Source organism: Streptomyces sp. DT190, assembly GCF_049846985.1.
Taxonomy (GTDB): domain Bacteria; phylum Actinomycetota; class Actinomycetes; order Streptomycetales; family Streptomycetaceae; genus Streptomyces.
The window spans coordinates 142821-168204 of sequence record NZ_JBNCNM010000008.1; the positions used below are offsets into that span (position 1 = coordinate 142821).

A 25384-nucleotide genomic window follows, 5' to 3' on the forward strand; every position below is an offset into this window, starting at 1 on the left:
ACAATATCAGGATGATGTTCATTGTGAGTATAGGTAACAATGAGCTACGATCCGACCCGCCCCGGCGCCGGGGCCGCACCCGCCGCGGTCCCGCCGGCCCGACCACCTTCGAAGGAGCCCATGCATCCCGACCGTGAAGCCCCGTGGACCCCACCCGCCGGGGGGCAGGATCAGCCCCGGCAGGTCCGCCGCATCCTCCGGCTCTTCCGCCCCTACCGGGGCCGGCTCGCCGTCGTCGGCCTGCTGGTCGGCGCCGCGTCGCTGGTCTCGGTCGCCACGCCCTTCCTGCTGAAGGAGATCCTCGACGTCGCCATCCCCGAGGGGCGCACCGGCCTGCTCAGCCTGCTCGCCCTCGGCATGATCCTCAGCGCGGTCCTCACCAGCGTCTTCGGCGTGCTGCAGACCCTGATCTCCACGACGGTCGGCCAGCGCGTCATGCACGACCTGCGCACCGCGGTCTACGGCCGTCTGCAGCGCATGTCGCTGGCGTTCTTCACGCGCACCCGCACCGGCGAGGTGCAGTCCCGCATCGCCAACGACATCGGCGGCATGCAGGCCACCGTCACCTCCACCGCGACCTCGCTGGTCTCCAACGCCACCAGCGTCATCGCCACGATCGTCGCGATGATCGCCCTGGACTGGCGCCTGACCGTCGTCTCGCTGCTGCTGCTCCCGGTGTTCGTGTGGATCAGCCGGCGCGTCGGCAACGAACGCCGGAAGATCACCACCCAGCGCCAGAAGCAGATGGCCGCCATGGCCGCCACGGTCACCGAGTCGCTCTCCGTCAGCGGCATCCTCCTCGGCCGCACGATGGGCCGCTCCGACTCGCTGACCAAGTCCTTCGCCGACGAGTCCGAGGAACTCGTCGACCTGGAGGTGCGGTCCAACATGGCCGGCCGGTGGCGCATGGCGGTCATCACGATCGTCATGGCCGCCCTGCCCGCCGTCATCTACTGGACCGCCGGCATGGCCCTCCAGACGGGCGGCCCGGAGGTCTCCATCGGCACGATCGTCGCCTTCGTCTCGCTCCAGCAGGGCCTGTTCCGCCCCGCCGTGAGCCTGCTGTCGACCGGCGTGCAGATCCAGACCTCGCTCGCCCTCTTCCAGCGCATCTTCGAGTACCTCGACCTGCCGATCGACATCACCGAACGCCCCGACCCGGTCCGCCTCGACCGGATCAAGGGCGAGGTCCGCTTCGAGGCCGTCTCCTTCGGCTACGACGACCAGGGCGCCCCGGTCCTCGACGGCATCGACCTCACCGTCCCGGCGGGCGGCAGCCTCGCCCTCGTCGGTCCGACCGGCGCCGGCAAGTCCACACTCGGCTACCTGGTGCCCCGGCTCTACGACGTCACCGACGGACGGGTCACGCTCGACGGGGTCGACGTCCGCGACCTCGACTTCGACACCCTGGCCCGCGCGGTCGGCGTCGTCTCGCAGGAGACGTACCTCTTCCACGCCTCGGTCGCCGACAACCTGCGCTTCGCCAAGCCCGACGCCACCGACGAGGAACTGCACCAGGCGGCGAAGGCGGCCCAGATCCACGACCACATCGCGTCCCTGCCCGACGGGTACGACACCGTCGTCGGCGAACGCGGCCACCGCTTCTCCGGCGGGGAGAAGCAGCGCCTGGCCATCGCCCGCACGATCCTGCGCGACCCGCCGGTGCTCATCCTCGACGAGGCCACCAGCGCGCTGGACACCCGCACCGAAGCCGCCGTCCAGGACGCCATCGACGCCCTGTCGGCGAACCGTACGACCCTCACCATCGCCCACCGGCTCTCCACCGTCCGGGGCGCCGACCAGATCGTCGTCCTGGACGCGGGCCGGGCCGTCGAGCGCGGCACGCACGAGGAGCTCCTGGCGCGGGACGGCCGGTACGCGGCGCTCGTACGCCGGGACGCCCAACTGGAGCCGACAAGATGAAAATATGCCGGGTTTGTGGGGATATGCGGGTTACCGTGCCCGCATGCAGAAGAACACTCCGCCACGGAGCACGATTCGACTGACGCGCCGGGGCCGGATCGCCCTCGTCGTGACCGGGGCCGTCGTGGTCGGTACCGCCGTGGCGGTGCCGCTGCTGACCCTGGCGCCCGAGGAGGACCGCCGCCCCACCACCCTGGTGATCCCCGAGGGCTGGCGCGCCGGCCAGGTCTACGCCGCCGTCGACAAGGCCCTCGCCCTGCCCGCCGGAAGCACGAAGAAGTCCCTCGCGAAGGCGATGCTGAAGCTGCCGAACGACGCCGAGGGCAACCCGGAGGGATACCTCTTCCCGGCGACCTATCCGCTCCGGGAGAAGACGACGCCGGAGCAGCTCCTGCGGCTCATGGTCGACACGGCCAACCAGAAGTTCAACGGCGCTCCCATCGCCGCCGGGGCACAGCGCAACGCCATGAACGTGTACCAGGCCGTCACCATCGCCAGCATCGTCCAGGCGGAGGCGGGCACCCGCGCGGACATGGGCAAGGTGGCCCGGGTGATCTTCAACCGCCTGGAGCGCGGCATGCCGCTGCAGATGGACTCCACCCTCAACTACGCCCTGAACCGCTCCACCCTGCGGACCACGGCGAGCGACACCCGGATCGACAGCCCGTACAACTCGTACCAGCGCATGGGCCTGCCGCCGACCCCCATCGACAACCCCGGCGAGGACGCCGTGCGCGCCGCCGTCAACCCGCCCCCGGGCGACTGGCTCTACTTCGTCACGGTCCGCCCGGGCGACACCCGCTTCACCGCCGACTACCGCCAGCACACCCGCAATGTCGCCGAGTTCAACGCCCACCGCGCCAAGAGCCCGGCCCAGCGCCCCTGAGGAACGCGGGGAAGCGCCCGGCCGGCGCCGGACGAACCCCGGCCGAGGCGCGCTACGCCGCGGCCGGTTCCCGCTCCAGCAGCCGCCTGATGTCACGCACCGCCGCCCGGCCCGCGCGGTTGGCGCCGATCGTGCTGGCCGAGGGACCGTAGCCGACGAGGTGGACGCGGGGGTCGACGGCCGCGTGCGTCCCCGCCATGCGGATGCCGCCACCCGGACCCCGCAGCCGCAGCGGTGCCAGGTGGTCGAGGGCGGGGCGGAAACCGGTGGCCCACAGGATGACGTCGGCGTCGACGCGCCGGCCGTCGTCCCACTCCACCCCGTCCGGGGTGATCCGGTCGAACATCGGCCGCCGGTCCAGCACCCCGTCCTCGATGCCCTGCCGGATCGCGTCGTTCAGCGGCAGCCCCGTCACCGAGACCACGCTGCGGGGCGGCAGCCCCTCCCGTACGCGCTCCTCGACGAGGGCGACGGCCGCCCGCCCCGCCTCCTCGTCGAACGGCCCCTCGCGGAAGACCGGCGGGCGCCGGGTCACCCACGTCGTCGACGCGGCGTACGGGGCGATCTCCAGCAGGTGCTGCGTGCCCGAGGCGCCACCGCCCACCACCACGACCCGCTGCCCGGCGAACCCCTCCGGCCCCGGGTACTGCGCGGTGTGCAACTGCCGCCCCCGGAAGGTCTCCTGGCCCGGATAGCGCGGCCAGAACGGCCGGTCCCAGGTGCCGGTCGCGTTGATCAGCGCCCGCGTCGACCACACCCCGTCCGAGGTCTCCACCAGCAGCCGTCCGCCGGTGCCCTCACGCACCGCCCGGACGTCGACCGGCCGCCGCACCCGCAGGTCGAAGGTCCGCTCGTAGCGGTCGAAGTACGCGCCGATCACCTCGGCCGAGGGGCGCGCCGGGTCCGCGTCCGTGAGCTCCATCCCCGGCAGCGCGTGCATCCCGTGCACCTTGCCGTAGGTCAGCGACGGCCAGCGGAACTGCCAGGCGCCGCCGGGCCCGGGGGAGTGGTCCAGCACGACGAAGTCGCGCTCCGGCTCGAAACCGGATCGCCGCAGGTGATAGGCGCCGGCCAGACCGGCCTGACCCGCGCCCACGACGACCACCTCGACCTCGCGTGTGTTGTTCACGCTTCTACCAACCGTGCGAGGGCCGTGGATCTTCCCCGCGCTACGACCCCTCCGAGGGCCGGGCCGCCGAGGTCGACGGCGGCAGGTCACCGTTGAAACGGGTGTCGGTGAACGCGGCGAAGTCGACCTTGCGCGGGATGAGCTTCAGCGCGGTGAACGTGTCGGCGATCTCCTGCTCGGAGGCGATCAGCGGCTTGTCGACGGCGACCGCGATCCGGGTCGTGTACGTCCGCCGCACCGCCGCCAGCGCCACGTCCTCGGGCAGCCCGGTGTCCTTCGCCCAGACCTTCGCCCACTCCTCCTCGTGGTCGTACACCCAGGTGTAGGCGCGCCGCAGCCGCTCCAGGTAGTCGGCGACGGCGGCCGCCTTCTTCCCGTCCTTCAGCGCGGCCGGTGCGGCCACCTGGAAGGTGTGCCCGTTGGTCACCCCGTCGCCGTCGGTCAGCACCCGGCCGCTGCCGCCCTTGAGGATCTGCGAGGTGTACGGGTCCCACACCGCCCAGGCGTCGACCTTGCCGGCGGTGAACGCGGCGAGCGCGTCGGCGGGCTGGAGGTACGTGACCCGGACGTCGCTCAGGGTGAGCCCGGCCTTCTTCAGGGACGCGACCAGCTGGAAATGGGCGGAGGAGCCCTGGGCCACGGCGACCGAGCGCCCCTTGAGCTGCTCGGGGCGCTTCAGGGGCGAGTCGTCCGGCACGAGGACGGTGTCGCCCCTGGACGTGCCGTGCCAGGCCGCCACCACCTTGATCTTCGAGCCCGCCCCGGCCGCGAAGACCGGCGGGGTGTTGCCGACGCCGCCGATGTCGACGGCCCCCGCGTTGACGGCCTCCAGCAGGGGCGGACCGGAGGTGAACGTCGACCACTTGATCGTGTAGTCGAGGTCGTCCAGTTCCCCGGCGGCCCGCAGGACGGCCTCCGAGCCGCCCTTCTGGTCACCGACGCTCAGGGTGACCGGACCCCGGCCGTCGGTGCCGCCGTCCGACGTACCGGCGGCCGAGTTCCCGCCGCAGGCGGCGAGCAGCAGGGCCAGGGGGAGGAGCAGGGCGGCGGGGGCGAGGCGTCGTCGCATGGGGTTTCCGTTCGTGTGGGTCGTACGCCGGGGGCGTGCGCGGGGGACCTGCAGGGCCTTCGCGGGTGGTTCAGGCGGCCTCGGCGGCCGTCGCCTCGACACCGAGGCGTTCGAGGAGGCCGGCGCGCAGCGCGGCGAAGCGCGGGTCGGTGAGGTCGCGGGGCCGGTCGAGGTCGATCCGCTGCTCGTGCGCGATGACACCGCCGTCCATCACCAGGACCCGGTCGGCGAGCAGCACGGCCTCCTCGACGTCATGGGTGACGAGCAGCACCGCGCAGCCCCGGCGCTGCCACAGTTCGCCCACCAGCCGCTGGGCCTTGATGCGGGTGAGCGCGTCGAGCGCGCCGAACGGCTCGTCGAGCAGCAGCAGATCGGGCTCCCGCACCAACGCCCGTGCCAGGGAGGCGCGTTGGGCCTCACCGCCGGACAGGGTCTTGGGCCAGGCGTTCGAGCGGTGGCCGAGGCCGACCTCCTGGAGGGCCCGCTCGGCGACGGCGCGCTCGGGCCGGCCGGGCAGACCCAGTGTGACGTTGCGCCACACCCTCTTCCACGGCATCAGCCGCGGCGACTGGAAGGCGACGGCCTTGCGGCGCGGCACCAGCACGGTGCCCTCGATCTCGCGGTCGAGCCCGGCGAGGATCCGCAGCAGCGTCGACTTGCCGCAGCCGCTGCGCCCGAGCAGGGCCACGAACTCGCCCGGCCGGACGTCCAGGCGCAGGTCGTCGATGACGGCGCGCCCGTCGAAGGAGCGGGTGAGCCCTTGGACATGGACCGCCTGCGGGGTCACCGGCCGGTGAACGTCGGTCGCCATTGCAGCAGCAGCCTTTCGAGGGAGCGGACGACGAAGTCGGCCAGCAGGCCGAGGAAGGCGTAGACGACCAGGCAGACCACGATCACGTCGGTCCGCAGGAAGTCCCGCGCCTGCACCATGAGGAATCCGATGCCGGAGTCGGCGTTGACCTGCTCGGCGAAGACCAGCGCGAGCCAGGCGATGCCCAGCGAGTAGCGCAGCCCGGTCATCGCCCCGGGCAGCGCACCCGGCAGGACGACGTGCCGCACGAGCCCCCGGCGCGACAGTCCCAGGGACTCGCCGGCCTCGATCAACTGGGCGTCCACACCGCGGATCCCGGCGTAGACGTTGAGGTAGAGCGGGAAGGTCACACCGAGCGTGATGATGGCGACCTTGGGGGCCTCGCCGATGCCGAACCAGATGATGAACAGCGGGATGAGACCCACGAACGGCACGGTCCGCAGCATCTGCAGCGGCGCGTCCACGAGGTCCTCGCCGATGCGGAACAGCCCGGAGACGAGGGCGAGTCCGGTGCCGACGACCAGGCCGAGCAGCAGCCCGGCGGCGACCCGCCTGAGCGAGGTGCCCATGGCCGCGGGCAGCGAACCGTCGGCCACCATGTCCGCCGCGACCCGGGCGATCCGGCCCGGCGAGGCGAGGACGTCCGGGGGCAGCACACCGGTGCTGCTGAGGAGCTGCCAGAGCGCCAGCAGCAGGACGGGGCCGCTGGTGCGGCGCAGCCAGCGGGGGACACGGGTGCGGCGGGAGGAGGCGGGCAGCAGGGGCTGGAGGTCGGGATCGGAACCCGCTGCGGGCGGAGCGCCGGGTTTCGGTGAGGTGGGCGGGGCATGGCTGATGCTCATGAGGGCTCCACGGGAGGAGAGCGGGGCCGGACCGCGGGCACGCGGCACGCCTCGGACGTACGCCGGGCCGGCCGCACCGGCATCAGTGCCGGTCGGCGGGCAGGCGTGACGAAGGCGGGGAAAGGGAGATCAGAAGGGGGGAGAGGGGCGTCAGCGGCCGCGGCGACACGCGGCGGAGGCCACCCGCAGCAGGTCGATGTGACCGCGCGTGGTGAGCAGGGCTGAACGCAACATGCCGCAGAACCTAGCCAGATGGCATGCGCACGGTCAACGGGCGTCTCGATCAGTGGGACTCCCCGGGCTTTCCTGGACTCCCCTGGGACTTCCTCGCGGCTTCCGTACCGGAACACGGCCGGAGGGGTCCGGGTGCGGCCCGCCGGGTGCGTCAGGATGGAAGGCATGTCAGATGCCTTCACCACCCGAGTTCTGAACGTCACCACCGGCTCCGCCGAGAGGGTCGTCGACATCACCGGCGACTGCGAGTCCTTCCTGCGCGAGGCGGCCGCCGGCCGGGACGGACTGCTCAACGTCTTCGTGCCCCACGCCACGGCCGGCATCGCGGTGCTGGAGACGGGCGCCGGCAGTGACGACGACCTCCTGGCCGCGCTGCACACGCTGCTGCCCGCCGACGACCGCTGGCAGCACCGGCACGGCAGCCCCGGCCACGGCCGCGACCACGTCCTGCCGGCGCTCGTCCCGCCCCACGCGACCCTGCCGGTGATCGGCGGGCGGCTGGAGCTCGGCACGTGGCAGTCGGTGTGCCTGGTCGACACCAACCGGGACAACCCGGACCGCAAGGTGCGGCTGAGCTTCCTGGGCTGACACCCGGCACCCGGCCCCGGCACCCGACGGCCTGCAGCCGGCACCCGGCAGTCGGGTCCGGCCGGGCCCCGGCCGGCCGGTCAGCGGGTACGTGGCCCCCGTCCACATCGCGACGGCCCGCAACAGCGACGGCGCGACGAGCTGGGACCCGGCCGGCTACCGGGAGGACTACCGGGAGATCTGGGGGAGATGAGCCGCCCGGGGTGTCGATCCCTTCACCGAACATGCACGGATCCCGGCACCCCTCGCCCGCGTGAAGGCCGACCCCGCCACCCACAACATCCCCAGCCACCCGCGCAGTTCGGGCAGATACCGCAGGAAACCCCGTCCCCGCCGGACGGGATACGGCGCCGACTCGGATACCTCGCCCCCGTCGTCACCCGCACCTCGCCCCTGGGGTAGGGTCCCCACCGTTTCCGGCTACCGACTGGTGGTGTGCCGGTACAGGGCGTGTCGGAGGGCGGCAAGACGATGGACTCCCAGTGGGACGACGGCGGTTCCGTGGAACTGGACGACGCGCGGCTGGAGACGCTGAGTCCCGAACCGCTGCTGACCCGGGACTACGAGACGCGTCCCTCGCTCGTCTACGAGCGGCTGCGCCAGCGGCACGGCCCGGTCGCCCCCGTCGACCTGCTGGGCGTGCCCGCCTGGCTCGTCCTCGGCTACCGCGAGGCGCTCCAGGTGCTCCAGGACGACGAGGGCTGGCCCAAGGGGCTGGAGAACTGGCGGGCCCGCTCCGAGGGCCGGGTGCCCTCCGACTGGCCGCTCGGCCCCTCCCTGGAGGTCAACCACATCCTGATCCAGGGCGGCCCCGGCTACCGGCCGCTGCGCACCGCCTGGGACGCCGCCCTCAAGCCGTTCCAGGACCCGCGCCACCCGCAGGCCAAGCGCCTGAAGTCCGCCGTCACCGCCTACGCCGACGAGCTGATCACCCTGATCGGGCAGGGCGGCACCACCGGCGTGGCCGACCTGTCCGCCCAGTTCTCCCGGCCGCTGCCGCTGATGGTGGCCAGCCACCTGCTCGGCTTCCCCGGCTCCCAGGGCGACGACGCGCTGATGGACATGTGGCGCGTGCTCGACGCCGGACCGGACGCCGAGGCCGCCCTGGAGCGACTGCTGGCGACGCTCGCCGAACTGGGCGCGCAGAAGCAGCGCGAGCCCGGCGACGACTTCCCCTCCCACCTGCTGGCCGCCCACCCCGACCTGTCGCTGGACCACCTGGCCCGCGAGCTGTTCATGCTGCTCGGCATGACCTCCGACCACGTCGGCATCCTCATCTCCAACACCGTCGTGGAGGTCATCTCAGGCGAGAGCAGCGTGCGCGCCAGCCTCTCCGCCGGCATGGTCAGGGAGGCCATGAACCGCGTGGTCATGCGCAAGCCGCCGCTGGTGAACTTCGTCCCGCGCTTCGCGGCCGGGGACACCCCGCTCGGCGCGTACACCATCCGGGCCGGCGACCCCGTGTGGGTCTCCTCGGCCGCCGCGCACGCCGATCCGCTCTTCGCCGACCACGTCGCCTCCGGCACCACCATCAGCACCCGGGCGCACCTGTCCTGGGGGGCGGGGCCGCGCCAGTGCCCGGCCCGCGAGCTCGCCTCGACGGTCGCGGCGGTCGCGGCGGGGCGCGTCTTCGAGCGGTTCGACCACCTCGACCTGGCCCTGCCCGCCGACCAACTGCCCTGGCGCTCCTCGCCGTTCATGCGCGGCCTGCGCTCGCTGCCGGTGCGCTACGAGCTCGCCCGGGCGACCGCCCGACCGGCGGGGACGTCGGACGACCCGGCTCCGGAGGTGGCAGAGGAGGTCCTGCCCGACCCGTCGGCCCGGCAGCGCTCGTCGCTGTGGCGCTATCTCACGGGCCTGATCCGCGGCGGCCGCTGACCGGCGGCAGCCGGGCCGAACGCCCATCCGGCACCGGCGTTCCTCCCGGGTCCGCGGGTACGGTCTCACGCCGTACCGGTGACGAACGGTGCTGGTCCGCGGGCGCGCGGCTCTGAGATGCTCGGGTCAGATCCCGGGACAGGGCGTGAGGGCCCGCGAAGGCCGGGCAGGTACACCTCGATGACCTGCCCGGCCGTCCTCTGCGGGTGCTCACACCCAGCCGGACTCGGTGGCGATCCTGATCGCGTCGATGCGGTTGCGCCCGCCGGTCTTCCGGGTGATCGCCGACAGATGGTTGCGGACCGTCGCCACGGACAGGCACAGCCGCTCGGCGATCTCCCGCGTGGGCGTGCCGTCGGAGGTCAGCCGCAGCACCTCCACCTCACGCGGTGTCAGCGGGTTGGCGCCCGCGTCCAGAGCGGCCAGCGCGAACTCCGGGTCGACGAACCGCTGCCCCCGCACCAGCTTGCGCACCCCGTGGACCAGCCGGTCCGGCGGCGCGTTGGTGCTGATGACACCGGCCGCGTGCAGATCCAGCAGACGGCGCAGCCGCTCGGGTGTCGTGGAGGCCATCATCAGCAGCATCCGGCACTCCGGCAGCCGTTCCCGCAGCTCACCACGGACGGCGACCTGCTCGCCCGCCCCGGAGTCCACGTCGATCACGGCCACGTCGGGCCGGCACGCCAGGGCACGCGCCACCACGTCGTCGTCGCCGTCCGCCTCGGCGACGACCTCGATGTCGTCCTCACGGGACAGCAGGGCGGCGAACGCTCCCCGCACGAGACGGGTGTGCTGGACGAGCAGAACGCGGATCACGATCGGATTATCGCCGTCCACCCGGCGGATGTCCCTTCGGGAGACAGCCACGACAGGCACGACAGCCGTGCCGCACCCGCCCGGCCGCGGCGCGGCGCCCGCACGAGTGGTGAGGCCGGTGAGGCGGGCGTACCGTCGAACGGTGGACTCCGCAGGCAGCAGCCCGCAGCCGGCCGCACCACAGACGACCGCCACCAGGGAACCCGGTGGCGGCGGAAGCGCGATGGCGCTGTTCGTCATCGCCTCGTGCCAGTTGATGGTGGTCCTCGACATCACCATCGTGAACATCGCGCTGCCGCACATCCAGAGCGACCTGGAGTTCTCCACCACGAGCCTGTCCTGGGTGGTGAACGCCTACACCCTCACCTTCGGCGGTCTGCTGCTGCTCGGCGGCCGGGCCGGCGACATCCTGGGCCGGCGGCGCGTGTTCATCTTCGGCGTGCTGCTCTTCGTACTCGCCTCCCTGCTCGGCGGGTTCGCCCAGAACGCCGGCCAACTCCTCGGCGCCCGCGCCTTGCAGGGCGTCGGCGGCGCCATCGCCTCCCCGACGTCCCTGGCCCTGATCAGCACGACCTTCCGCGAGGGGCCGGAACGCAACCGGGCCTTCGGGGTGTTCGCCGCGGTCTCGGCCGGCGGTGGCGCCATCGGCCTGCTGGCGGGCGGGATGCTGGTGGAGTGGCTGAACTGGCGGTGGGTGCTGTTCGTCAACGTGCCCATCGGCCTGCTCATCGTGCTCGCCACGCCCAGGTGGATCCGGGAGTCCGAGCGCCACCCCGGGCGCTTCGACATCACCGGCGCGCTCACCTCCACCGCCGGCATGGTCCTGCTGGTCTACGGGTTCATCCGGGCCGCGCAGGACGGCTGGCGCGACGCGCTGACCCTGGCCTCGTTCGCCGGGGCCGTGGTGCTGCTGGTGGCCTTCGTCCTGATCGAGCGGCGTTCGAGACAGCCCATCACACCCCTGCACATGTTCGCCGACCGCAACCGCGCGGGCACCTACGGCATCATGCTCTGCCTCGCCGCCGCGATCTTCGGCATGTTCTTCTTCCTCACGCTCTTCGTGCAGAACGTACTGGGCTTCAGCCCTCTGCAGGCAGGCCTCGCCTTCCTGCCGGTCAGCGCGGTCATCGCCATCGGCGCCGGACTGGCCTCGCGGTTCCTGCCCGTGTACGGGCCCAAGCCCTTCATGGTGCTCGGGGCGATCCTGGCGGCGGCCGGACTGGCCTGGCTCACCCTGACCGACGTGCACTCCACCTATGCCGGCAGCGTCCTCGGGCCCATGCTCGTCTTCAGCCTCGGCATGGGCATGGAGTTCGTGTCCCTGACCCTCATGGCGCTCTCCAACGTGCGCACCGCCGAGACCGGCGCGGCCTCCGGCCTCCTGAACGCCACCCAGCAGGTCGGCGGCTCGCTCGGGCTGTCCATCCTGGTGACGATGTTCGGCACGGCCAGCGCGAACGAGGCGGACCGGCAGGTCCCGGACTTCCTCCAGCAGGCCACCCCGGCCGAGCGCCTGCGCTTTGAACGCACCGGGCAGCTGCCCAGACCGTGGTCGGACGAGGTCCTCACCGCCGGTGTGTCGGCCGCCTTCATCACGGCGGCGATCTTCACCGCCGTCGCCGCCCTGATCGCCCTGATCGTCATCCAGGTCCGCCCCTCCGACCTGGAACGCCTCAAGGGCGGAGCGGGCCCCGGCCCGATGTGAGACCGGCCCCCGACGGCTCCGGGCGCACCGGGTTCCGCTTCACCCGGCTGACGCCGCCGCACACCCTGATCCAGCACAGCGCGCGACCCCGCCGAGCGCCGGAGCGCGCAGCGCGGTGGGTCACCGTCCCGTCCGGGGGCAGGCGGCCAGTGCGTCGGCCAGACCCGTCGCGTCCGTGCCGAGCTTGCGGAACACGGACGACAGGTGCTGGCGTACGCCCTGCTCGGTGAGCTTCAGGTCCTTCGCGACCACCGAGGCCGGGTGGCCCTGGACCGTCAGCTCGGCCGCCCGGCGTTCCTGGGCCGTGAGCATGTCCGTGTGGGCGTAGCGGAGCGGGAGCGGACGCAGCCCGGCGGCGGACAGCTCCCGCCTGGCCCGTGCGGCCAGCCCTTCGGCGCCGCAGTGCACCGCGCCCTCCAGGCCCTGGTAGAGCCGGTCGGCGGCGTCGTGCAGACGGCCGTTGCGGGCCAGCGCGGCGCCGTGGCCGACCAGGGCGCGGGCCAGCTCGTACGCGGCGGGGGAACGCTGCAGATGGTCGACGGCCTGCGCGTGCAGTTCGAGCGCCGCCTCCCCGCCCGTCACCTCCGCCCGCACGCGCAGCGCCTGGCCGATCGCCGAGGCCGCGCCGAAGTCCCGGGCCCGCTTCACGGCGTCCTGCGCGTGCCGCACCGCCCGGTCGGGCGCGCTGCGGGACAGCGCCTTCGCCAGGCCCAGCTGCCACGGGCACCAGGCGGGGTTGCGCCAGTCCCGGCCCTCCAGCCACCCGCCCACCTCGGTCAGCCGCCCGGCCGCCTCCTCGGGCCGGCCCTCCGCCAGGAGCAGCTCGGCGTAGACGGTGCGCGGGTCGGGGTAGATGACGGCGTTCGGGATGACGTCGCCGTAGCGGTACCGGTCGGCGAGGCGGCGCGCCGCCACCACCCGGCCACGGGCCAGCAGCGTCTGGATCAGGATGCCGACGGCGAACCACTGGGCTGGCACGGCCCCCTCCACCCGGTCGGCGATGTCCAGTCCCTCCCGGACCAGGCTCTCGGCCTCGGCCAGGCTGCCCCGCCGGTACCGGATGTACGCGGACAGGGTCTGCCCCAGGGCCAGGTGGGAGCCGCGCCAGCCCTTGGACTCGCACTCGGCCATGCCCCTCGCGAACAGCTCCTCGGCCCGCCGCGGCTGGTCGCCGTACATGAACACCAGGGCGACCGAGACGGGCACCTCGAAGCCGCGGTTCTCGTCGGTCCAGCTCAGCCCGCCGTCCAGGGCCCTCTCGGCGTAGTCGAGGGCCTTCTGCCGGGGCTCGCCGCACATCATGGCGTCCCAGGCCCGCAGCCCGAGGATGTAGCGCTCCTCCAGCCGGCGGCCGGTGAGGTGGTCGGCCAGCCGGGCGAGCCTGCGCGAACGGCCGGCCGAGTCCTGCTCGTCGGTGCGGAACGCGCTCCAGACGAAGTGGTCGGCCTGCATCCGCAGCCGGATGCGGGGATGGGCGGCCGCCCGCCGCGCCTCCTCGGCCGCCACCGTCGCGGCCTCCGCCATCCGGTCCGTGTGGGCCAGCGCCTGGGTCAGCCGGTACACCATCGAGGCGCGCAGCTCGGGGTCGATGTCACCCTCCGCCAGCGCCTCCCGCAGGTGCGCGACGGTGGCCGTGGGCTCGATGAGGAAGGTGGCGCAGGCGAGTTCGTGCAGCAGCACGGCGCGCTCCTCCGGGAGCGGCGGCTCCTGCAGCGCGCGGTTCAGCAGCCGCCGGGCGGCCTCCGGGGCGCCGGAGTGCAGGTACTCCCGCGCGGCCTGCCGCAGGCAGGCGACGGCCTCGGTGCTGCCCTCGCAGGGCACCTCCAGCAGGTGCCGGGCCGCCGCCGCGGGACCGAGTCCGGCCGCGCGGACGGCCTCCGCCGCCGAGTTGTGCATGCCCTCGCGCAGGCTCGTCCCGATGGCCCGGTAGATCGTCGTGGCGATCGTCGGATGCACGAACTCCAGGCGGCCCCCGGGTCCGTCGCCGTCGGTCAGGATGCGGGCGGTGCGCAGCCTGTCCGTCGCCTCGGCCGCCGCCGTGCTGCCGATCGCCGCGATGCGGGCGGCCAGCTCCTGCGAGATGGCCTGGCCCAGCACGGCGGCCGCGTAGGCGAACCGGACGGTCGTGGTGCCGAACCCGTGGAGGCGCTCGATCAGGCCCGGCCCCGTCACCGCGGCGGCCAGATCACGCATGACGGGCAGGTCCGCGCCGGTGCCCCGCAGCCGGCGCTCGCCGAGCCGGATGGCGAGTTCGACGGCTTCGAAGGGGCTCCCGCCGGTGACCTCCCAGCACTCCTCGCAGAAGCCGTCCTCGGCCTGCTCGCCCACTTCGTCCCTGACGATCCGCGTCACGGCCGCGGCGCTCAGCGGCTCCAGGGCGTAGGGGCGGTGGCCCAGCTCGGCGGTGCCGAAGGGGTCGGCCTCCAGGGGCAGTTCGTCGGGCCGGTAGGCGACGACCATCAGCAGGGACAGGTCCACGGCCCGGGGCGCGAACGAGGAGAGCCAGGTCAGCGTCTCGGCGTCGGCCCAGTGCAGGTCGTCCAGGAGGAGGACCACGGGTGCCTTCTTGACCGCGAGACGGGTCATCACCCAGTCCAGGCCGTCACGGACCCCGGTCGGATCCGGCGCGTGGCCGCTGGGCCTGGCCACCAGGCCGAGCGCGGCGGCGACGATGTCGTACCAGCTGCCCAGGAAGGCGCGCAGTTCCGTCTCGTCCATGGCCGCCAGCGCGGGCTGGACGAGCTGGCGCACCACGTGGAAGGCCAGTTCCTGCTCGTTCTCCCCGCCCCGGCCCGACAGCACCGTGAAGCCCTCCGCCCGGGCCCGGTCGCGGGCCTCGGTCAGCAGGGCGGTCTTGCCCATCCCGGCCGGGCCGGTGAAGGCGAGCAGGCCGCCGCGCGGCGCCTGGGGCACGCCGTCGGCACGGTCGCGCAGGGCCCCCAGCGCCGAGTCGAGGGCCCGCAGCTCCTTGCGGCGCTCGAGCAACGGCCGTGACTCGGGCCGAGGTTGCCGCAGCTCATTCGCCATGTGCCGTACCGCTTCCTGTCGTCGGCCATCGGGAGGCAGCGCAGAGCGTACGCCCCCCGACAGGGCACTTGACCGGATTATGGGACGAGCGCGACGAAGAAGGGTGAATGACCCGCTGTCGCGGGTTGGAGTGCGGGCCACGCGGGTAGCGTGGCCCGAATGGGCGCCTTCCGGCCGGGCCGGCGGCGCCCCTCGTGTCAGCGGCCGCCCCTCACCCCGGGGCGCGGCCGCCCCTCACCCCAGGGCCGCGGGCGTTCCCGCGTCCGCGTACCGCGGCACGGTGCGGGACCAGTAGTAACACCCCCGGATCCAGCCGGCCATGCCTTCCACGTAGCCGACGCCCGAAGGGCTCAACTCCGGTGCGATCTCCTCGTACAGCCTCTCGAACTCCCTGATCGTCCGGTTGATCCGCCGAACGGCCAGGGTGACGGCCATCGGCAGGGGGCACTGGTGGGCTCGCTGGTAGGCGAGGGCCAGGTTGATCATTTCGCCCGCCCGTTGCTCCTTGACCGCGGAGAACAGGTCGGGGATCCACACCGCCGCGTCGGCCGACAGCCGGCTCAGATGCCGCATGAGCGGGTGGTGCAGTTCCGCGTCGGTCAGCTCGCACGGCTGCGCCGCCTCGCACAACGGGTGGAACGGCTCGACGCCCGCCGTGAGGGACCGTATCGAGGTGCAGATCCCGGACCGCACCGGCGACGGATGGGTCTGGGCCACCGCTTCGTACAGCAGGCCGTGCACGTACTCGCGGCTCCGGTCCGCCCAGCGTGCGGCCTGGGCGGGGGTGCACCGTTCGCGGACCTGCCGGTACAGGTCCGCGAGGGCCGCTCCGAGCGGGGTGCTCGGGGCCGCGCCGTCCGCCAGGATCGCGACGCTCTCGCACAGCATGGGCAGCAGCTCGCCCGGCCGGTGCCGCCCGACCTCCTCGGCGCGGTCGTCGTAGACGAACTGGTAGGCGATCTGCCGGGCCACGAGCCGCAGGATCCCGGGGTCGGCGTCCGGGCTGTTGAACGAGGCCAGCTCGGCGGGGCGGGTGAGGGAGATCATCGCCGCGACCCCGGGTTCCTCGCTCAGGCCGGTCGCGCGCAGCCAGTCGTCGACACCGGCGGTGGCCGCGGGCTCGTGCGGGTTGCGCCGGAAGGGGAAGGGCATGTGCAGGTGGGCGTCGATCAGCTCCACCAAGGTGCCGGGCGCCGCGCCGCCCGGCACCACGGCGGTGACGTCCTCATGCGCGGTGCACATCCTGGTCACCGTCCCTCCGGGCTTCGGACACCCCTGATGCCGCGGCCGGTGCCCCGGGAGACAGGGCGGTGGCCCGCGGTGCCGTGCCGTCCGGCGCGTCCCGCCGCGGTGCGCAGATCATCGTCAGGGAGCGCGGCCCCAGCGTCGCCCCGGGGCGCGGGGGAGCGACGGGGCCCGGCGGGTGGCGCAGCCGCCAGCGGCCGGCGAGGGTGGCGAGGGCCACCGTCATCTCGGCCAGGGAGAACAGGTCGCCGATGCACTTGCGGCTGCCGGCGGCGAACGGGACGAAGGCCCCGTGCGGACCGGTCGCCGTGCCGCCCTCCAGCCAGCGCTCCGGCAGGAACCGCTCCGGCTCGGGGAACGAGGCCGGGTCGTGATGCAGCAGGTAGGGGCTGTACAGGACGGTGGTACCCGGCGGCAGGCGGCGCCCGGCCAGCTGCGTCTGCCGCGTCGTGACCCGGGTGAAGAGCCAGCCGGGCGGTGAGTGGCGCAGCGTCTCGGTGAGGACGGCCCGCGTGTAGACCAGGCGCGGCAGGTCACCGGCTCCGGGTAAGCGCCCGGCGAGGACGGAGTCCACCTCCGCGTGCAGCCGCCGCTCCACCTCCGGGTGCTCCGCCAGCAGACCGAACGTGGAGGCGAGGCACATCGAGGGGCTCTCGGACCCGGTCAGCAGCAGCGACACCAACTGGTCGTGCACCTCCCGGTCGGTGACCGGCGTCTCCTCACCCTCCTGGTCGGCTGCCGCGAGCAGGAGTCCCAGCAGGTCGTCGCGGGGGGCTCCCCGGCGGCGCTGCGCCATCGCGGCGTCGACCAGCTCATGGGTCCGCTCGACCGCGCGCCGGTACCGGCGGTTGGCGGGGGTGGGAAGGCGGAACAGCGCGTCGATCGGGACGACCGTGCGGACGAACAGACCGCGGACGATGGCGGCGAGACAGCGCCGCACCTCGTCGGTGGCGGCCGGGCCGAGCGCGTCGGACAGCAGCACCCGGCTGATCAGCCGGGTCGTCAGCCCCAGCATCGCCGCGCTGACGTCGACGCGCTGCCCGGGGCGCCAGTCACGGCACAGCGACGCCGCCTCCTCGGCCATCAGGTCCGTGTGCGCGGCGACGGCGGCGGGGCGGAAGGTGGGCTGCAACAGCCGGCGCTGCCTGCGGTGCTCGGTGTGCGGGCAGGTCACGACGCCACCGCCCATCAGGGCGCGCAGCCTCTCGTACTGCGGACCCCCTTTGTCGAACGTGCGGGTGTCCCTCAGCATGTGGTGGACCAGCTCCGGGTGACAGACCATCCACGCGCGCCGGGGACCGAGGCGTATCTCGACCAGATCGCCGTGCCTGGGAAGAGAATTGAGAAACTCCAGCGGCCGGCGGAACAAGGCGATACCGTGGCCGATGGATGGGAATATGCCTGGAGCAGTACCGACCGTCCATGCCTGTTCCGGGTGCGGAACGCAGCCGTTCATCGCATACCACCTGCTTCGACTCGGCAGAAAAATGCGGTGCCGTTACACCTGCATGGCACTTGCACCATGTCCTGCCCAGTTCAGGTCGGCCGCCGACTTGACGAACCCTTTCTCCAGGGGGGCGCACGGGTGCACGCAGAAGCGCTGGGTGCCTCACTTCCGCAGCACGTCACGCGTCGACGACCCCATGCCGTCTCGACGTGGCGGGCGCGTTGCTGCGGAGCCGTCCGCGCAGGGCCCGCAGCCCTGCCGCACGCCTCCGCGGCGCCTACGCCCCGCCCGGCTCGTCCGCCCCGGTCGGCAGGGGCGGCTCCGACTCCACGCGTCGCAGTTCCTCGTCCGTGAGGAGCCGGGAGCGGAGCAGGAAGCGGACGCCCTCCGGGGCCTCCAGGGAGAAGCCGCTACCACGGCCGGGGACGACGTCCACGGTGAGGTGGGTGTGCGACCAGTACCGGTACTGGTCCGCGCTCATCCAGAACGGCACGTCCCCGGCGACGTGCCCCAGCAGGACGTCCGAGGCGCCGACCCGGAACTCGCCGCGCGGGTAGCACATCGGGGCGCTGCCGTCGCAGCAGCCGCCGGACTGGTGGAACATCACCGGGCCGTGCGTCCCGATCAGCCGCCGCAGCAGGTCCTCGGCGGCGGGTGTCAGTGCGACACGTGCTGTGCGCGTGGTCATGCGTTCCCTCCCTGACCGGACCGGCAACCGCCCGTCGAACGTACCCCCTCACGGGCCGGAACGGACCGGTGCGGACGGGAGGTTCCCGGCGCCCTCCGTGGCGTCCGCACCGGTCGCCGCTCCCGGCCGGCCTCACAGCAGGTCGCGCGGCACCTTCTCGTTCCAGGTGCGGGAGAACACCCGGCGCCCGGCCTCGTACGCGTCCAGCGTCGCGTCCACGAAGAAGTCCGTCTCGTCGCAGCTGAGCCGGGTGTGCGTCACCACCCGCGTGTCCCAGTCGTCGCGCCGGAACGTCATGGTCCAGGTGGACTCGCCGGCGGCCGAGGTGAAGTCGTCGGCGACCGCCGTGTACCGCTCGTGGGCCCGGCGGCCCGCCTCGATGCCGGTGTCCTCGAACCGGACCGTGCCCCGGTCCTTCACGATGTCCAGCTCCGCGTGGTAGCCGACCAGGTCCCGCTTGACCTCCCAGCGCTCCTCGGGCGGCGTGAGCTGACGGGTGGCGAGCGGGGGAGTGCCCTCCGGCTCACCGAAGGGCGAGGAGGGCACCTCGTCGGGTTCGTCGACGGGCCGCACCGGCAGCGTGAGCGTGCTGGAACCCTCGTGGACGCTGAGCAGCGCGGGCCTCGGCGGGGGCCACGCCAGCGGCCAGTACGACGTCGACAGCGAGAGCCGGACGCGGTGCCCCGGCGGGAACGCCTGCGCCACGCCGTTCAGCGGGATGGTCGCCCGGTACCGCCGCCCGGGCTCCAGCGGTTCGGGCGACTCCGTGCTGTCGCGGCGGGTGAGGTTGAGGATGCCGTACGACACGCGCGTGGCGGCGCCGTCGGGGCTCACGTCGGAGAGCCGCGCGGCCACCATCGCGACCGGCTCGCTCACCGACAGGTCGAGCTCCACCGTCGGCGAGCCGAGGATCTCCAGCTGCTCGGTCAGCGGCTCGCTGTCGAAGACCAGGGAACCGCCGTCCTCCTCCCGCTGGTCGTAGGGCAGGTCCGGCGGAGCGTTGTAGGAGGCCCACTTGCCCGCGAACTGGCCCACGGACAGCGGCGACCGCACGGTCATCGGCTCGCCGCCGGAACGCTCGGCGGTGCCGGGGCCGGTGCCGGTGTCCGTGGCGTCCGGGCCGTCCGGGTCCCGCGGGGGCCCGATGGTGTGCCGGGTGAGCGGGTGCGCGACCTCGCGGATGTGCGGGGAGGGCCAGTGCGGCTCGCCGACCCAGCGGCCCGGCCGCTCCTCGTAGGAGGTGGAGGGCGGCACGCTGTCCTGCATCCAGGTCCGCAGCATGGGCCCGTCCATGACGCCGTTGTCGACGCCCTTGAGCCAGTGGTCCCACCACCGCACGAGCTCCTGGAGGTAGCCGATCGCCGGGCCGGGCTCCCCGAGGTGGGGGAACTTGTGCGACCACGGGCCGATCAGCCCCTTGCGGGGCACGTCCAGGTGACCCAGCAGCCGGGTCACGGCGTTGGAGTAGCCGTCCGCCCACCCGCTGGAGGCCAGCACCGGGCAGCGCACGGCGGAGTAGTCCTCGCAGACGGAGGCGTGCCGCCAGTAGTCGTCGCGGCGCTGGTGGCGCAGCCACTGCAGCACCCACGGCTCGGTGTGCTCGAGACGCTCGTGCCACATCTCGCGCCAGCGTTCGCCGACCACGGCCGGATCGGGCGGGCAGGTGCCGTAGGCGAACATGGTGCCCGCCTCGGCGAGGTTGTCCGACAGCAGCGCTCCGCCCATGTAGTGCATGTCGTCGGCGTGCCGGTCGTCGGTGAAGGACGCGATGGCGATGGCCTTCAGGCTCGGCGGCCGGCGGGCCGCCACCTGCAGCGCCGCGAACGCGCCCCAGGAGATGCCCATCATGCCGGTGCCGCCGTCGCACCAGGGCTGCTCCGCCAGCCAGGCCAGCACCTCCTCGGCGTCGGCCTGCTCCCGCTCCAGGTACTCGTCGCGCAGCACGCCCTCGGAGTCGCCGGTGCCGCGCAGGTCGACACGGACGCAGGCGTAGCCGTGCCCGGCGAGGTAGGGGTGGTGGACCGAGTCCCGTACGGCCGTCAGGTCGCGCTTGCGGTACGGGATGTACTCCAGCACCGCGGGCACCGGCTCCGTGTCGGACGAGGTGGGGCGCCAGACGCGCGCCGACAGCCGGACCCCGTCGGACATCGGGATGGTGACGTGCTCCTCCTCCTTGGTCGCGTACGGCAGGTTGGTCACGTAACGCATGGAACCCACGTGCTCCTCACTCTCGCGCGGCGTCGGCGGGCTCGTCGTCGGCCTCGGGCGGGGCGTCCTCGAAGACGAGGCCCAGGGCGGCCACGCAGTGGTCGAACTTCTCCCGTAGCTCCTTCTCGTCGGACCCGCCGGTGTAGATGTGCGCCAGCTCGTAGCTGTAGCTGTCCTGGCCGGGCAGGTCCGAGAGCCGGTCGCCCGCCCCGGGGATCACCTCGATGCGCACGCCCGGGGTCTCCCGCTCGATGCGGTCGATCTCCTCGCGGCTCGGCACCCGGCGCACCACACCGTCGGTGAACCAGCGGTGGTACCACTTCGCGGCCATCGCGTACGGGCCCTCGCCGTGCGGCATGTGCGGGTCCTCACCGAGGGCCAGGCGCACCATGCAGTGGTGGTTGGGCACGCCGTCGACGTACTGGAACAGCTCCGCGTGCGACTGGGAGTGCCGGGGGTTGATCTCCAGCAGGTCGATCTGCTGCGTGTGCGGGTCGTAGAAGTACTCGATGCTGAAGGTGGCCGAGTCCATCCCGATCTGCCGCATCACCCGCTTGCTGACGTCGTGCAGCTGCGCGAGGACCGGCGGCGGCAGCGTCGAGGGGTACTGGTGGCGCAGGAAGCAGGAGGAGCCGGGGTAGTTGATGGAGTCCAGCACGCCGTAGACCGTGACCTCGCCCTGGTGGACGTAGCCCTCCACGGCGACCTGGACGCCCTTCATCGACTCCTCGGCCAGGCAGACCCGGCCGCCGACGCCGTCCATCTCCGGTGGCAGGTCGATGCGTTGCAGGATGTGCTCGAAGGGCCGGCCGATCCGGGAGATGCCCTCGCGGATCTCGGTGACGGCCTTGTGGAACTCCTCCTCGTCCGCGACGCCGAAGGCGAGTTCGGACGAGTAGGAGAGCGCGGGCTTGACCCACATCGGGAACGACAGGCCCTCGGGCGGGCGGAGCGGGTCGGCCGACAGGTCGACCCGGCCGAAGCGCGGGTGCCGGTCGGTGGCCTTCTGCTGTTCCAGCCGGCTCCAGTACTTGTGCTCGCACTTGACGACCGACTCCAGGCTGGTGCTGCGGGTGCCGTACCGCTCGCTCAGCATCGGCACGAGCGTGCTGACCGGGAAGTCCCAGTAGCCCACGATCGCGTCGATGCTGCCGTCGAAGGCGTCCAGCACGCCCTGCGCCTTGTCGAGCAGGGTGGGCAGGTGCACCTCGCCGACCTGGAGTTCCTCGATGGTCAGCAGCTGGTGAAAGCGCAGCCGTTCGGCTCCGGGGACCTGCCGCAGGGTGGGCAGGTTGGCTTCGTCGAGCCCGATCACGAAGACGTTCCTCACCGTCTCGTCCGACACGGCTCTCCTTCCGACATACGGCCCTGGGGCCGGGGATTGCAAGATCGTCGGAGTACCCGCTGTGCCTGCCGGCATGCCCCGGGCACACCACGCGGCCCGCCGGAGAGGGGGTACACGCCTGCCGCGCAGCCGGCCCCGCCGTACGACTCCGACGAGCAGCCGCGGCCCGGCCGTGGCGCTGCTGTCCGCTCGCGAAGGGCCGGCGTCGCCGTCGTCACGGCGTGATGTGGAGGGGCCTGGCCGGCGCTGTCCGCTGCTGACCGGCGGCGTCCCGGCGTGCTGCCGGGAGGCCGTGGAGCGGGCACCCCGGCTCAGGCCCCGGCGGGCAGCGGCAGTTCGGCCCAGATGGTCTTGCCCGTGACCGTCTGGCGGCTGCCCCACCGCTCGGCGAGCTGGGCGACCAGGAGCAGTCCGCGTCCGCCCTCGTCGAAGACGCGGGCCCGGCGCAGATGGGGCGCGGTGCTGCTGCCGTCGGAGACCTCGCAGATGAGGGCCGAGTCACGGATCAGCCGCAGCTCGATGGGGGAGTCGCCGTATCGCAGCGCGTTGGTGACCAGCTCGCTGACGATCAGCTCGGTGGCGAACTCCGCCTCCGCCAGGCCCCATTCGGCCAGCTGCCCGCCCGCCATCTTGCGGGCCCGGGCCACCGCCGCCGGCTCGGACGGCAGCCGCCAGGTGCGGACCTGCTCCCCGCCGAGCACGGCCGTCCGGGCCAGCATCAGCACGATGTCGTCGGCGGGACGGCCGGCCGGCACGGCGCGCAGCACCCGGTCGCAGGTCTCCTGCAGACTGCCGGCCGGGTCGCTCAACGCCCGGCGCAGCAGGGCGACCCCCGCCTCCACGTCGCGGTCGACCGCCTCGATCAGGCCGTCGGTGTAGAGGGCGAGCAGACTGTTCTCCTCCAGGAGCACCTCGGAGGCCTCGAACGGCAGCCCGCCGAGGCCGAGCGGCGGACCGGCCGGCAGGTCGAGGAGGCGGACCTCGCCGTCGGGCGTGACCAGGGCGGGCGGCGGATGCCCCGCGCGGGCCAGGGTGCAGCGCCGGGACACCGGGTCGTACACGGCGTACAGGCAGGTGGCGCCGATCTGCCCCGACGCCTCCTCGTCCCCGCGCGCCTCCGGGCCCTCCTCCCGGTCGAGCCGGATGACGAGGTCGTCCAGCTGGGTGAGGAGCTCGTCCGGGGCGAGGTCGACGTCCGCGAGGGTCCGCACGGCGGTCCGCAGCCGGCCCATCGTCGCCGACGCCTGGATGCCGTGCCCCACCACGTCGCCCACGACCAGGGCGACCCGGGCCCCGGAGAGCGGGATGACGTCGAACCAGTCGCCTCCGATGTCCGCTCCCGGCCCGGCCTGCGACGGCCCGGAACCGGTCGGCAGATAGCGGTAGGCCACCTCCATCGCCGCCAGCCGCGGGGGCCGCTCGGGCAGGAGGCTGCGCTGGAGCGCCAGCGCCGTGCGGCGTTCGCGGGTGTAGCGGCGGGCGTTGTCGACGCTCACCGCCGCACGGGCGACGATCTCCTCCGCGAGCAGCAGGTCGTCCTCGCTGAACGGCTCCGGCGTGCGGTGCCGCAGGAAGTGCACCAGGCCCAGGGTCACGCCCCGGGCGCGCAGCGGCACCATCATCACCGAGTGGATCAGGTGCCGGCTCATGGACTCCGCCCGGGCCGGGGAGGTGCTGAGCCATTGGCGCAGCTCCGGGTCACCCGGCCGGCGCCGGGTGGCGCGGCCCGCGGCCAGGGTCCGCAGCGGGAGCGTGCCCACCGGGTAGCGCGTCGCCTCACCGGCGGCGACCACCGACTCGGGGCAGTCCCGGAGCACCGACCGCTGCGCGGTGCGCCGCACCGTGACCGGTACGTCCGCCGGGAGGGGGCCCGGCTCCGCGCCCCGCGCCACCGACTCCAGCAGGTCCACCGTGACGAAGTCCGCGAATCCGCCGACGGCGACCTCGGCCAGCTCCTCGGCCGTCCGGGTCACGTCCAGGGTGCTCCCGATCCGCGCGCTCGCCTCGTTGAGCACCGCCAGCCGCCGCCGGGCCCAGTACTGCTCCGTCGTGTCGAACACGGTCGTGGACATGCCCTGCACGACGCCCCGCTCGTCCTTCAGCGGCGACAGGAACGTCGACCAGGCGTGCGGCCGGGTCTCGCCCGGGGCCTGGCTGTGGTGCTCGTGGAAGATGGTCTCGCCGGTGCGCAGCACCTCCCGCTGGAGCCGGTCGTAGGTGTCGAAGGGCGGGCTGGGCTGGATCTCCCACAGGGTGAGGCCCCGCATCTCCTCCTCGGTCCGGCCCATCACCTGCGTCATGACCTCGTTGGCGGCGACGAGCCTGGCCTGCCGGTCGTAGACCGCCACCGGCACCGGGAGCTGCAGCAGCGCGAGGTCCCACAGGGCCGTGGAGCTGGGCGCGGTCCGGCGGGCCAGGTGCGCCGGGGCGCTGCCGGTCACCAGCCACAGCCGCCTGCCGTCCGCGTCCAGCAGCGGCGTGCCCTGCAGCCGGACCACGACCCGGTCGCCGTCCCGGTGCCGCAGCGCGACCTCGCCGGACCAGCGCTGCCCGTCGGCCACGTGCCGTCGCGTGGACGCCGGGAGCGCGGCGGCCAGCAGCTCGGTGACGGGCCTGCCCACGACCTCGGCGGAGGCGTGCCCGAGCAGGCGGCGGGCGCCGTCGCTCCAGACCAGCACCGCCCCGTCGGTGTCCACGACCACCGCCAGGTCCTCAGGTACGCGTCCCTCCACGGTGCCTCCGGATCGACGCCTCGGCTGCTCACGATGTCCCTGCCCCGATTGTCCCGCGCCCGCCTGCGCGGGGCGCGTCCGCCGCGGGGACGCCGGTGACCGGCCCGTCGCCCGTCGCCTCAGACGACCGCGCGGATCGCCCGCTCGAACCCCTCGACGTGCTCGCGGGCCAGCCGTGCCGCCCGCTCCGGCTCGCCCGCGACGACCGCCTCGATCAGCGGTCCGTGCTCCCCGACGTGACCGGCCATGTCGGGCAGCCGGTCCAGGAACAGGCACCAGATACGGGTGGCGAGGTTGTCGTGGCGGACGAGGGTGTCCTCCAGATAGGGGTTGTGCGCGGCCGCGTAGATCGCGCGGTGCACCTCGAGGTCGAGCTGCATGAGCTCGGCGTCCCGCCGGCCGGGCGCCGGGTCGCCCAGCCGGGCGCGCAGGCCCGTCAGGACCTCCCGGTCCGCCGCCGTGGCGCGGCGCGCGGCCCGGGCGGCGGCCAGGGGCTCCAGCTCCAGGCGCACCTCGCAGATGTGGGCCAGGTCGGTGATGTTGACCTCGGTGGCGAAGGTGCCGCGCCGGGGGTAGGTCGTGATCAGCCGCTCGTACTGGAGCCGCTTGAGGGCCTCGCGCACCGGGGTGCGGCCGACGCCGAGGGACTGGGCCAGCTGCTCCTCGTGGATGGGCGCCCCCGGGCGGATCTCCAGCATGACGAGCCGGTCGCGGACGGCGCGGTACGCCCGTTCGGCGAGAGACGGCTCCCCGGCCCCGGGCACTGCGCCCCCGGGCTCGGTCGCCAGCTGCTGCATGAAGGCCCCCTTGA

19 protein-coding genes and 1 pseudogene are annotated in these 25384 nt (G+C 73.4%); 6 read left to right on the forward strand and 14 right to left on the reverse strand.

From position 1 onward, the window contains the following. Nucleotides 1-120 precede the first annotated feature (120 nt). Both ACPXCS_RS16780 and mltG read left to right on the forward strand, forming a co-directional pair. Nucleotides 121-1923, forward strand: a complete 1803-nt coding sequence (locus tag ACPXCS_RS16780; RefSeq protein WP_425950421.1) for an ABC transporter ATP-binding protein — start codon at nucleotides 121-123, stop codon at nucleotides 1921-1923. A 43-nt stretch (nucleotides 1924-1966) separates the two neighbouring features. After that, complete coding sequence (gene mltG / locus ACPXCS_RS16785; protein WP_425950423.1) at nucleotides 1967-2809, forward strand: endolytic transglycosylase MltG; 843 nt, start codon at nucleotides 1967-1969, stop codon at nucleotides 2807-2809. 52 nt (nucleotides 2810-2861) lie between these two features. Here mltG and ACPXCS_RS16790 read toward each other — a convergent pair whose 3' ends face one another. From ACPXCS_RS16790 to ACPXCS_RS16810, 5 genes are all read right to left on the reverse strand, one after another. Beyond that, nucleotides 2862-3938: an NAD(P)-binding domain-containing protein gene (locus ACPXCS_RS16790; RefSeq protein WP_425950425.1), complete on the reverse strand. Its 1077-nt coding sequence runs from the start codon at nucleotides 3936-3938 to the stop codon at nucleotides 2862-2864. A gap of 40 nt (nucleotides 3939-3978) precedes the next feature. Next, complete coding sequence (locus ACPXCS_RS16795; protein ID WP_425950427.1) at nucleotides 3979-5007, reverse strand: ABC transporter substrate-binding protein; 1029 nt, start codon at nucleotides 5005-5007, stop codon at nucleotides 3979-3981. A 70-nt stretch (nucleotides 5008-5077) separates the two neighbouring features. Continuing rightward, entirely contained in the window at nucleotides 5078-5818 is a 741-nt protein-coding gene (locus tag ACPXCS_RS16800) for an ABC transporter ATP-binding protein (RefSeq protein ID WP_425950428.1), read from the reverse strand. Beyond that, nucleotides 5791-6660, reverse strand: a complete 870-nt coding sequence (locus ACPXCS_RS16805; protein ID WP_425950430.1) for an ABC transporter permease — start codon at nucleotides 6658-6660, stop codon at nucleotides 5791-5793. Before ACPXCS_RS16805 ends, ACPXCS_RS16800 begins: the two co-directional genes overlap by 28 nt. Nucleotides 6661-6810: 150 nt before the next feature. Next, nucleotides 6811-6894 (reverse strand): putative leader peptide, encoded by an 84-nt coding sequence (locus tag ACPXCS_RS16810; protein WP_313884353.1) that lies wholly within the window; start codon nucleotides 6892-6894, stop codon nucleotides 6811-6813. 165 nt (nucleotides 6895-7059) lie between these two features. Here ACPXCS_RS16810 and ACPXCS_RS16815 point away from each other — a divergent pair, with 165 nt between their 5' ends. From ACPXCS_RS16815 to ACPXCS_RS16825, 3 genes and pseudogenes are all read left to right on the forward strand, one after another. Continuing rightward, nucleotides 7060-7482 carry a secondary thiamine-phosphate synthase enzyme YjbQ gene (locus ACPXCS_RS16815; protein WP_425950431.1) on the forward strand — a complete coding sequence of 141 codons (423 nt, stop codon included), beginning with the start codon at nucleotides 7060-7062 and terminating at the stop codon, nucleotides 7480-7482. A 70-nt stretch (nucleotides 7483-7552) separates the two neighbouring features. Next, nucleotides 7553-7675: pseudogene (locus tag ACPXCS_RS16820) on the forward strand (substrate-binding domain-containing protein); the annotation flags it as partial. A 278-nt stretch (nucleotides 7676-7953) separates the two neighbouring features. Next, nucleotides 7954-9360, forward strand: coding sequence for a cytochrome (locus ACPXCS_RS16825; protein WP_425950483.1), 1407 nt, complete (start codon nucleotides 7954-7956; stop codon nucleotides 9358-9360). A 210-nt stretch (nucleotides 9361-9570) separates the two neighbouring features. On the opposite strand, the gene ACPXCS_RS16830 is transcribed toward ACPXCS_RS16825, so the two are convergent. Beyond that, nucleotides 9571-10176 (reverse strand): LuxR C-terminal-related transcriptional regulator, encoded by a 606-nt coding sequence (locus tag ACPXCS_RS16830; RefSeq protein WP_425950433.1) that lies wholly within the window; start codon nucleotides 10174-10176, stop codon nucleotides 9571-9573. Between the two features lie 223 nt (nucleotides 10177-10399). On the opposite strand from ACPXCS_RS16830, the gene ACPXCS_RS16835 reads away from it, so the two are divergent. Further along, the gene (locus tag ACPXCS_RS16835; RefSeq protein ID WP_425950485.1) at nucleotides 10400-11881 is read left to right on the forward strand and encodes an MFS transporter; all 1482 of its coding nucleotides are present in this window, start codon (nucleotides 10400-10402) and stop codon (nucleotides 11879-11881) included. 120 nt (nucleotides 11882-12001) lie between these two features. Here ACPXCS_RS16835 and ACPXCS_RS16840 read toward each other — a convergent pair whose 3' ends face one another. The 8 genes from ACPXCS_RS16840 to ACPXCS_RS16875 all read right to left on the reverse strand — a co-directional run bounded on the left by ACPXCS_RS16840 (nucleotide 12002) and on the right by ACPXCS_RS16875 (nucleotide 25370). Then, the gene (locus ACPXCS_RS16840; protein WP_425950434.1) at nucleotides 12002-14908 is read right to left on the reverse strand and encodes an ATP-binding protein; all 2907 of its coding nucleotides are present in this window, start codon (nucleotides 14906-14908) and stop codon (nucleotides 12002-12004) included. Between the two features lie 234 nt (nucleotides 14909-15142). Beyond that, nucleotides 15143-16150, reverse strand: a complete 1008-nt coding sequence (locus ACPXCS_RS16845; protein WP_425950436.1) for a (-)-alpha-amorphene synthase — start codon at nucleotides 16148-16150, stop codon at nucleotides 15143-15145. Continuing rightward, entirely contained in the window at nucleotides 16134-17522 is a 1389-nt protein-coding gene (locus tag ACPXCS_RS16850) for a cytochrome P450 (RefSeq protein WP_425950438.1), read from the reverse strand. Before ACPXCS_RS16850 ends, ACPXCS_RS16845 begins: the two co-directional genes overlap by 17 nt. Before the next feature lie 355 nt (nucleotides 17523-17877). After that, nucleotides 17878-18288: a DUF779 domain-containing protein gene (locus ACPXCS_RS16855; protein ID WP_425950440.1), complete on the reverse strand. Its 411-nt coding sequence runs from the start codon at nucleotides 18286-18288 to the stop codon at nucleotides 17878-17880. Nucleotides 18289-18420: 132 nt separating this feature from the next. Then, a complete protein-coding gene (locus ACPXCS_RS16860) occupies nucleotides 18421-20496 on the reverse strand; it encodes a CocE/NonD family hydrolase (RefSeq protein ID WP_425950442.1) in 2076 nt (691 codons plus the stop codon). A 16-nt stretch (nucleotides 20497-20512) separates the two neighbouring features. After that, a complete protein-coding gene (locus ACPXCS_RS16865) occupies nucleotides 20513-21841 on the reverse strand; it encodes an ATP-grasp domain-containing protein (protein ID WP_425950444.1) in 1329 nt (442 codons plus the stop codon). 311 nt (nucleotides 21842-22152) lie between these two features. Next, nucleotides 22153-24573, reverse strand: coding sequence for a SpoIIE family protein phosphatase (locus tag ACPXCS_RS16870; protein WP_425950445.1), 2421 nt, complete (start codon nucleotides 24571-24573; stop codon nucleotides 22153-22155). 119 nt (nucleotides 24574-24692) lie between these two features. Continuing rightward, the gene (locus ACPXCS_RS16875; RefSeq protein WP_425950447.1) at nucleotides 24693-25370 is read right to left on the reverse strand and encodes a GntR family transcriptional regulator; all 678 of its coding nucleotides are present in this window, start codon (nucleotides 25368-25370) and stop codon (nucleotides 24693-24695) included. Nucleotides 25371-25384: the final 14 nt, after the last annotated feature.

Bases quoted from the DNA above. Each gene is read 5' to 3' on its own strand.
- ACPXCS_RS16860 (WP_425950442.1), bottom strand. From the start codon at position 20,496: ATGCGTTACGTGACCAACCTGCCGTACGCGACCAAGGAGGAGGAGCAC.
- ACPXCS_RS16810 (WP_313884353.1), bottom strand. From the start codon at position 6,894: ATGTTGCGTTCAGCCCTGCTCACCACGCGCGGTCACATCGACCTGCTG.
- ACPXCS_RS16805 (WP_425950430.1), bottom strand. From the start codon at position 6,660: ATGAGCATCAGCCATGCCCCGCCCACCTCACCGAAACCCGGCGCTCCG.
- ACPXCS_RS16840 (WP_425950434.1), bottom strand. From the start codon at position 14,908: ATGGCGAATGAGCTGCGGCAACCTCGGCCCGAGTCACGGCCGTTGCTC.
- ACPXCS_RS16800 (WP_425950428.1), bottom strand. From the start codon at position 5,818: ATGGCGACCGACGTTCACCGGCCGGTGACCCCGCAGGCGGTCCATGTC.
- ACPXCS_RS16795 (WP_425950427.1), bottom strand. From the start codon at position 5,007: ATGCGACGACGCCTCGCCCCCGCCGCCCTGCTCCTCCCCCTGGCCCTG.
- ACPXCS_RS16780 (WP_425950421.1), top strand. From the start codon at position 121: ATGCATCCCGACCGTGAAGCCCCGTGGACCCCACCCGCCGGGGGGCAG.
- ACPXCS_RS16815 (WP_425950431.1), top strand. From the start codon at position 7,060: ATGTCAGATGCCTTCACCACCCGAGTTCTGAACGTCACCACCGGCTCC.
- mltG (WP_425950423.1), top strand. From the start codon at position 1,967: ATGCAGAAGAACACTCCGCCACGGAGCACGATTCGACTGACGCGCCGG.
- ACPXCS_RS16835 (WP_425950485.1), top strand. From the start codon at position 10,400: ATGGCGCTGTTCGTCATCGCCTCGTGCCAGTTGATGGTGGTCCTCGAC.
- ACPXCS_RS16875 (WP_425950447.1), bottom strand. From the start codon at position 25,370: ATGCAGCAGCTGGCGACCGAGCCCGGGGGCGCAGTGCCCGGGGCCGGG.
- ACPXCS_RS16825 (WP_425950483.1), top strand. From the start codon at position 7,954: ATGGACTCCCAGTGGGACGACGGCGGTTCCGTGGAACTGGACGACGCG.
- ACPXCS_RS16855 (WP_425950440.1), bottom strand. From the start codon at position 18,288: ATGACCACGCGCACAGCACGTGTCGCACTGACACCCGCCGCCGAGGAC.
- ACPXCS_RS16845 (WP_425950436.1), bottom strand. From the start codon at position 16,150: ATGTGCACCGCGCATGAGGACGTCACCGCCGTGGTGCCGGGCGGCGCG.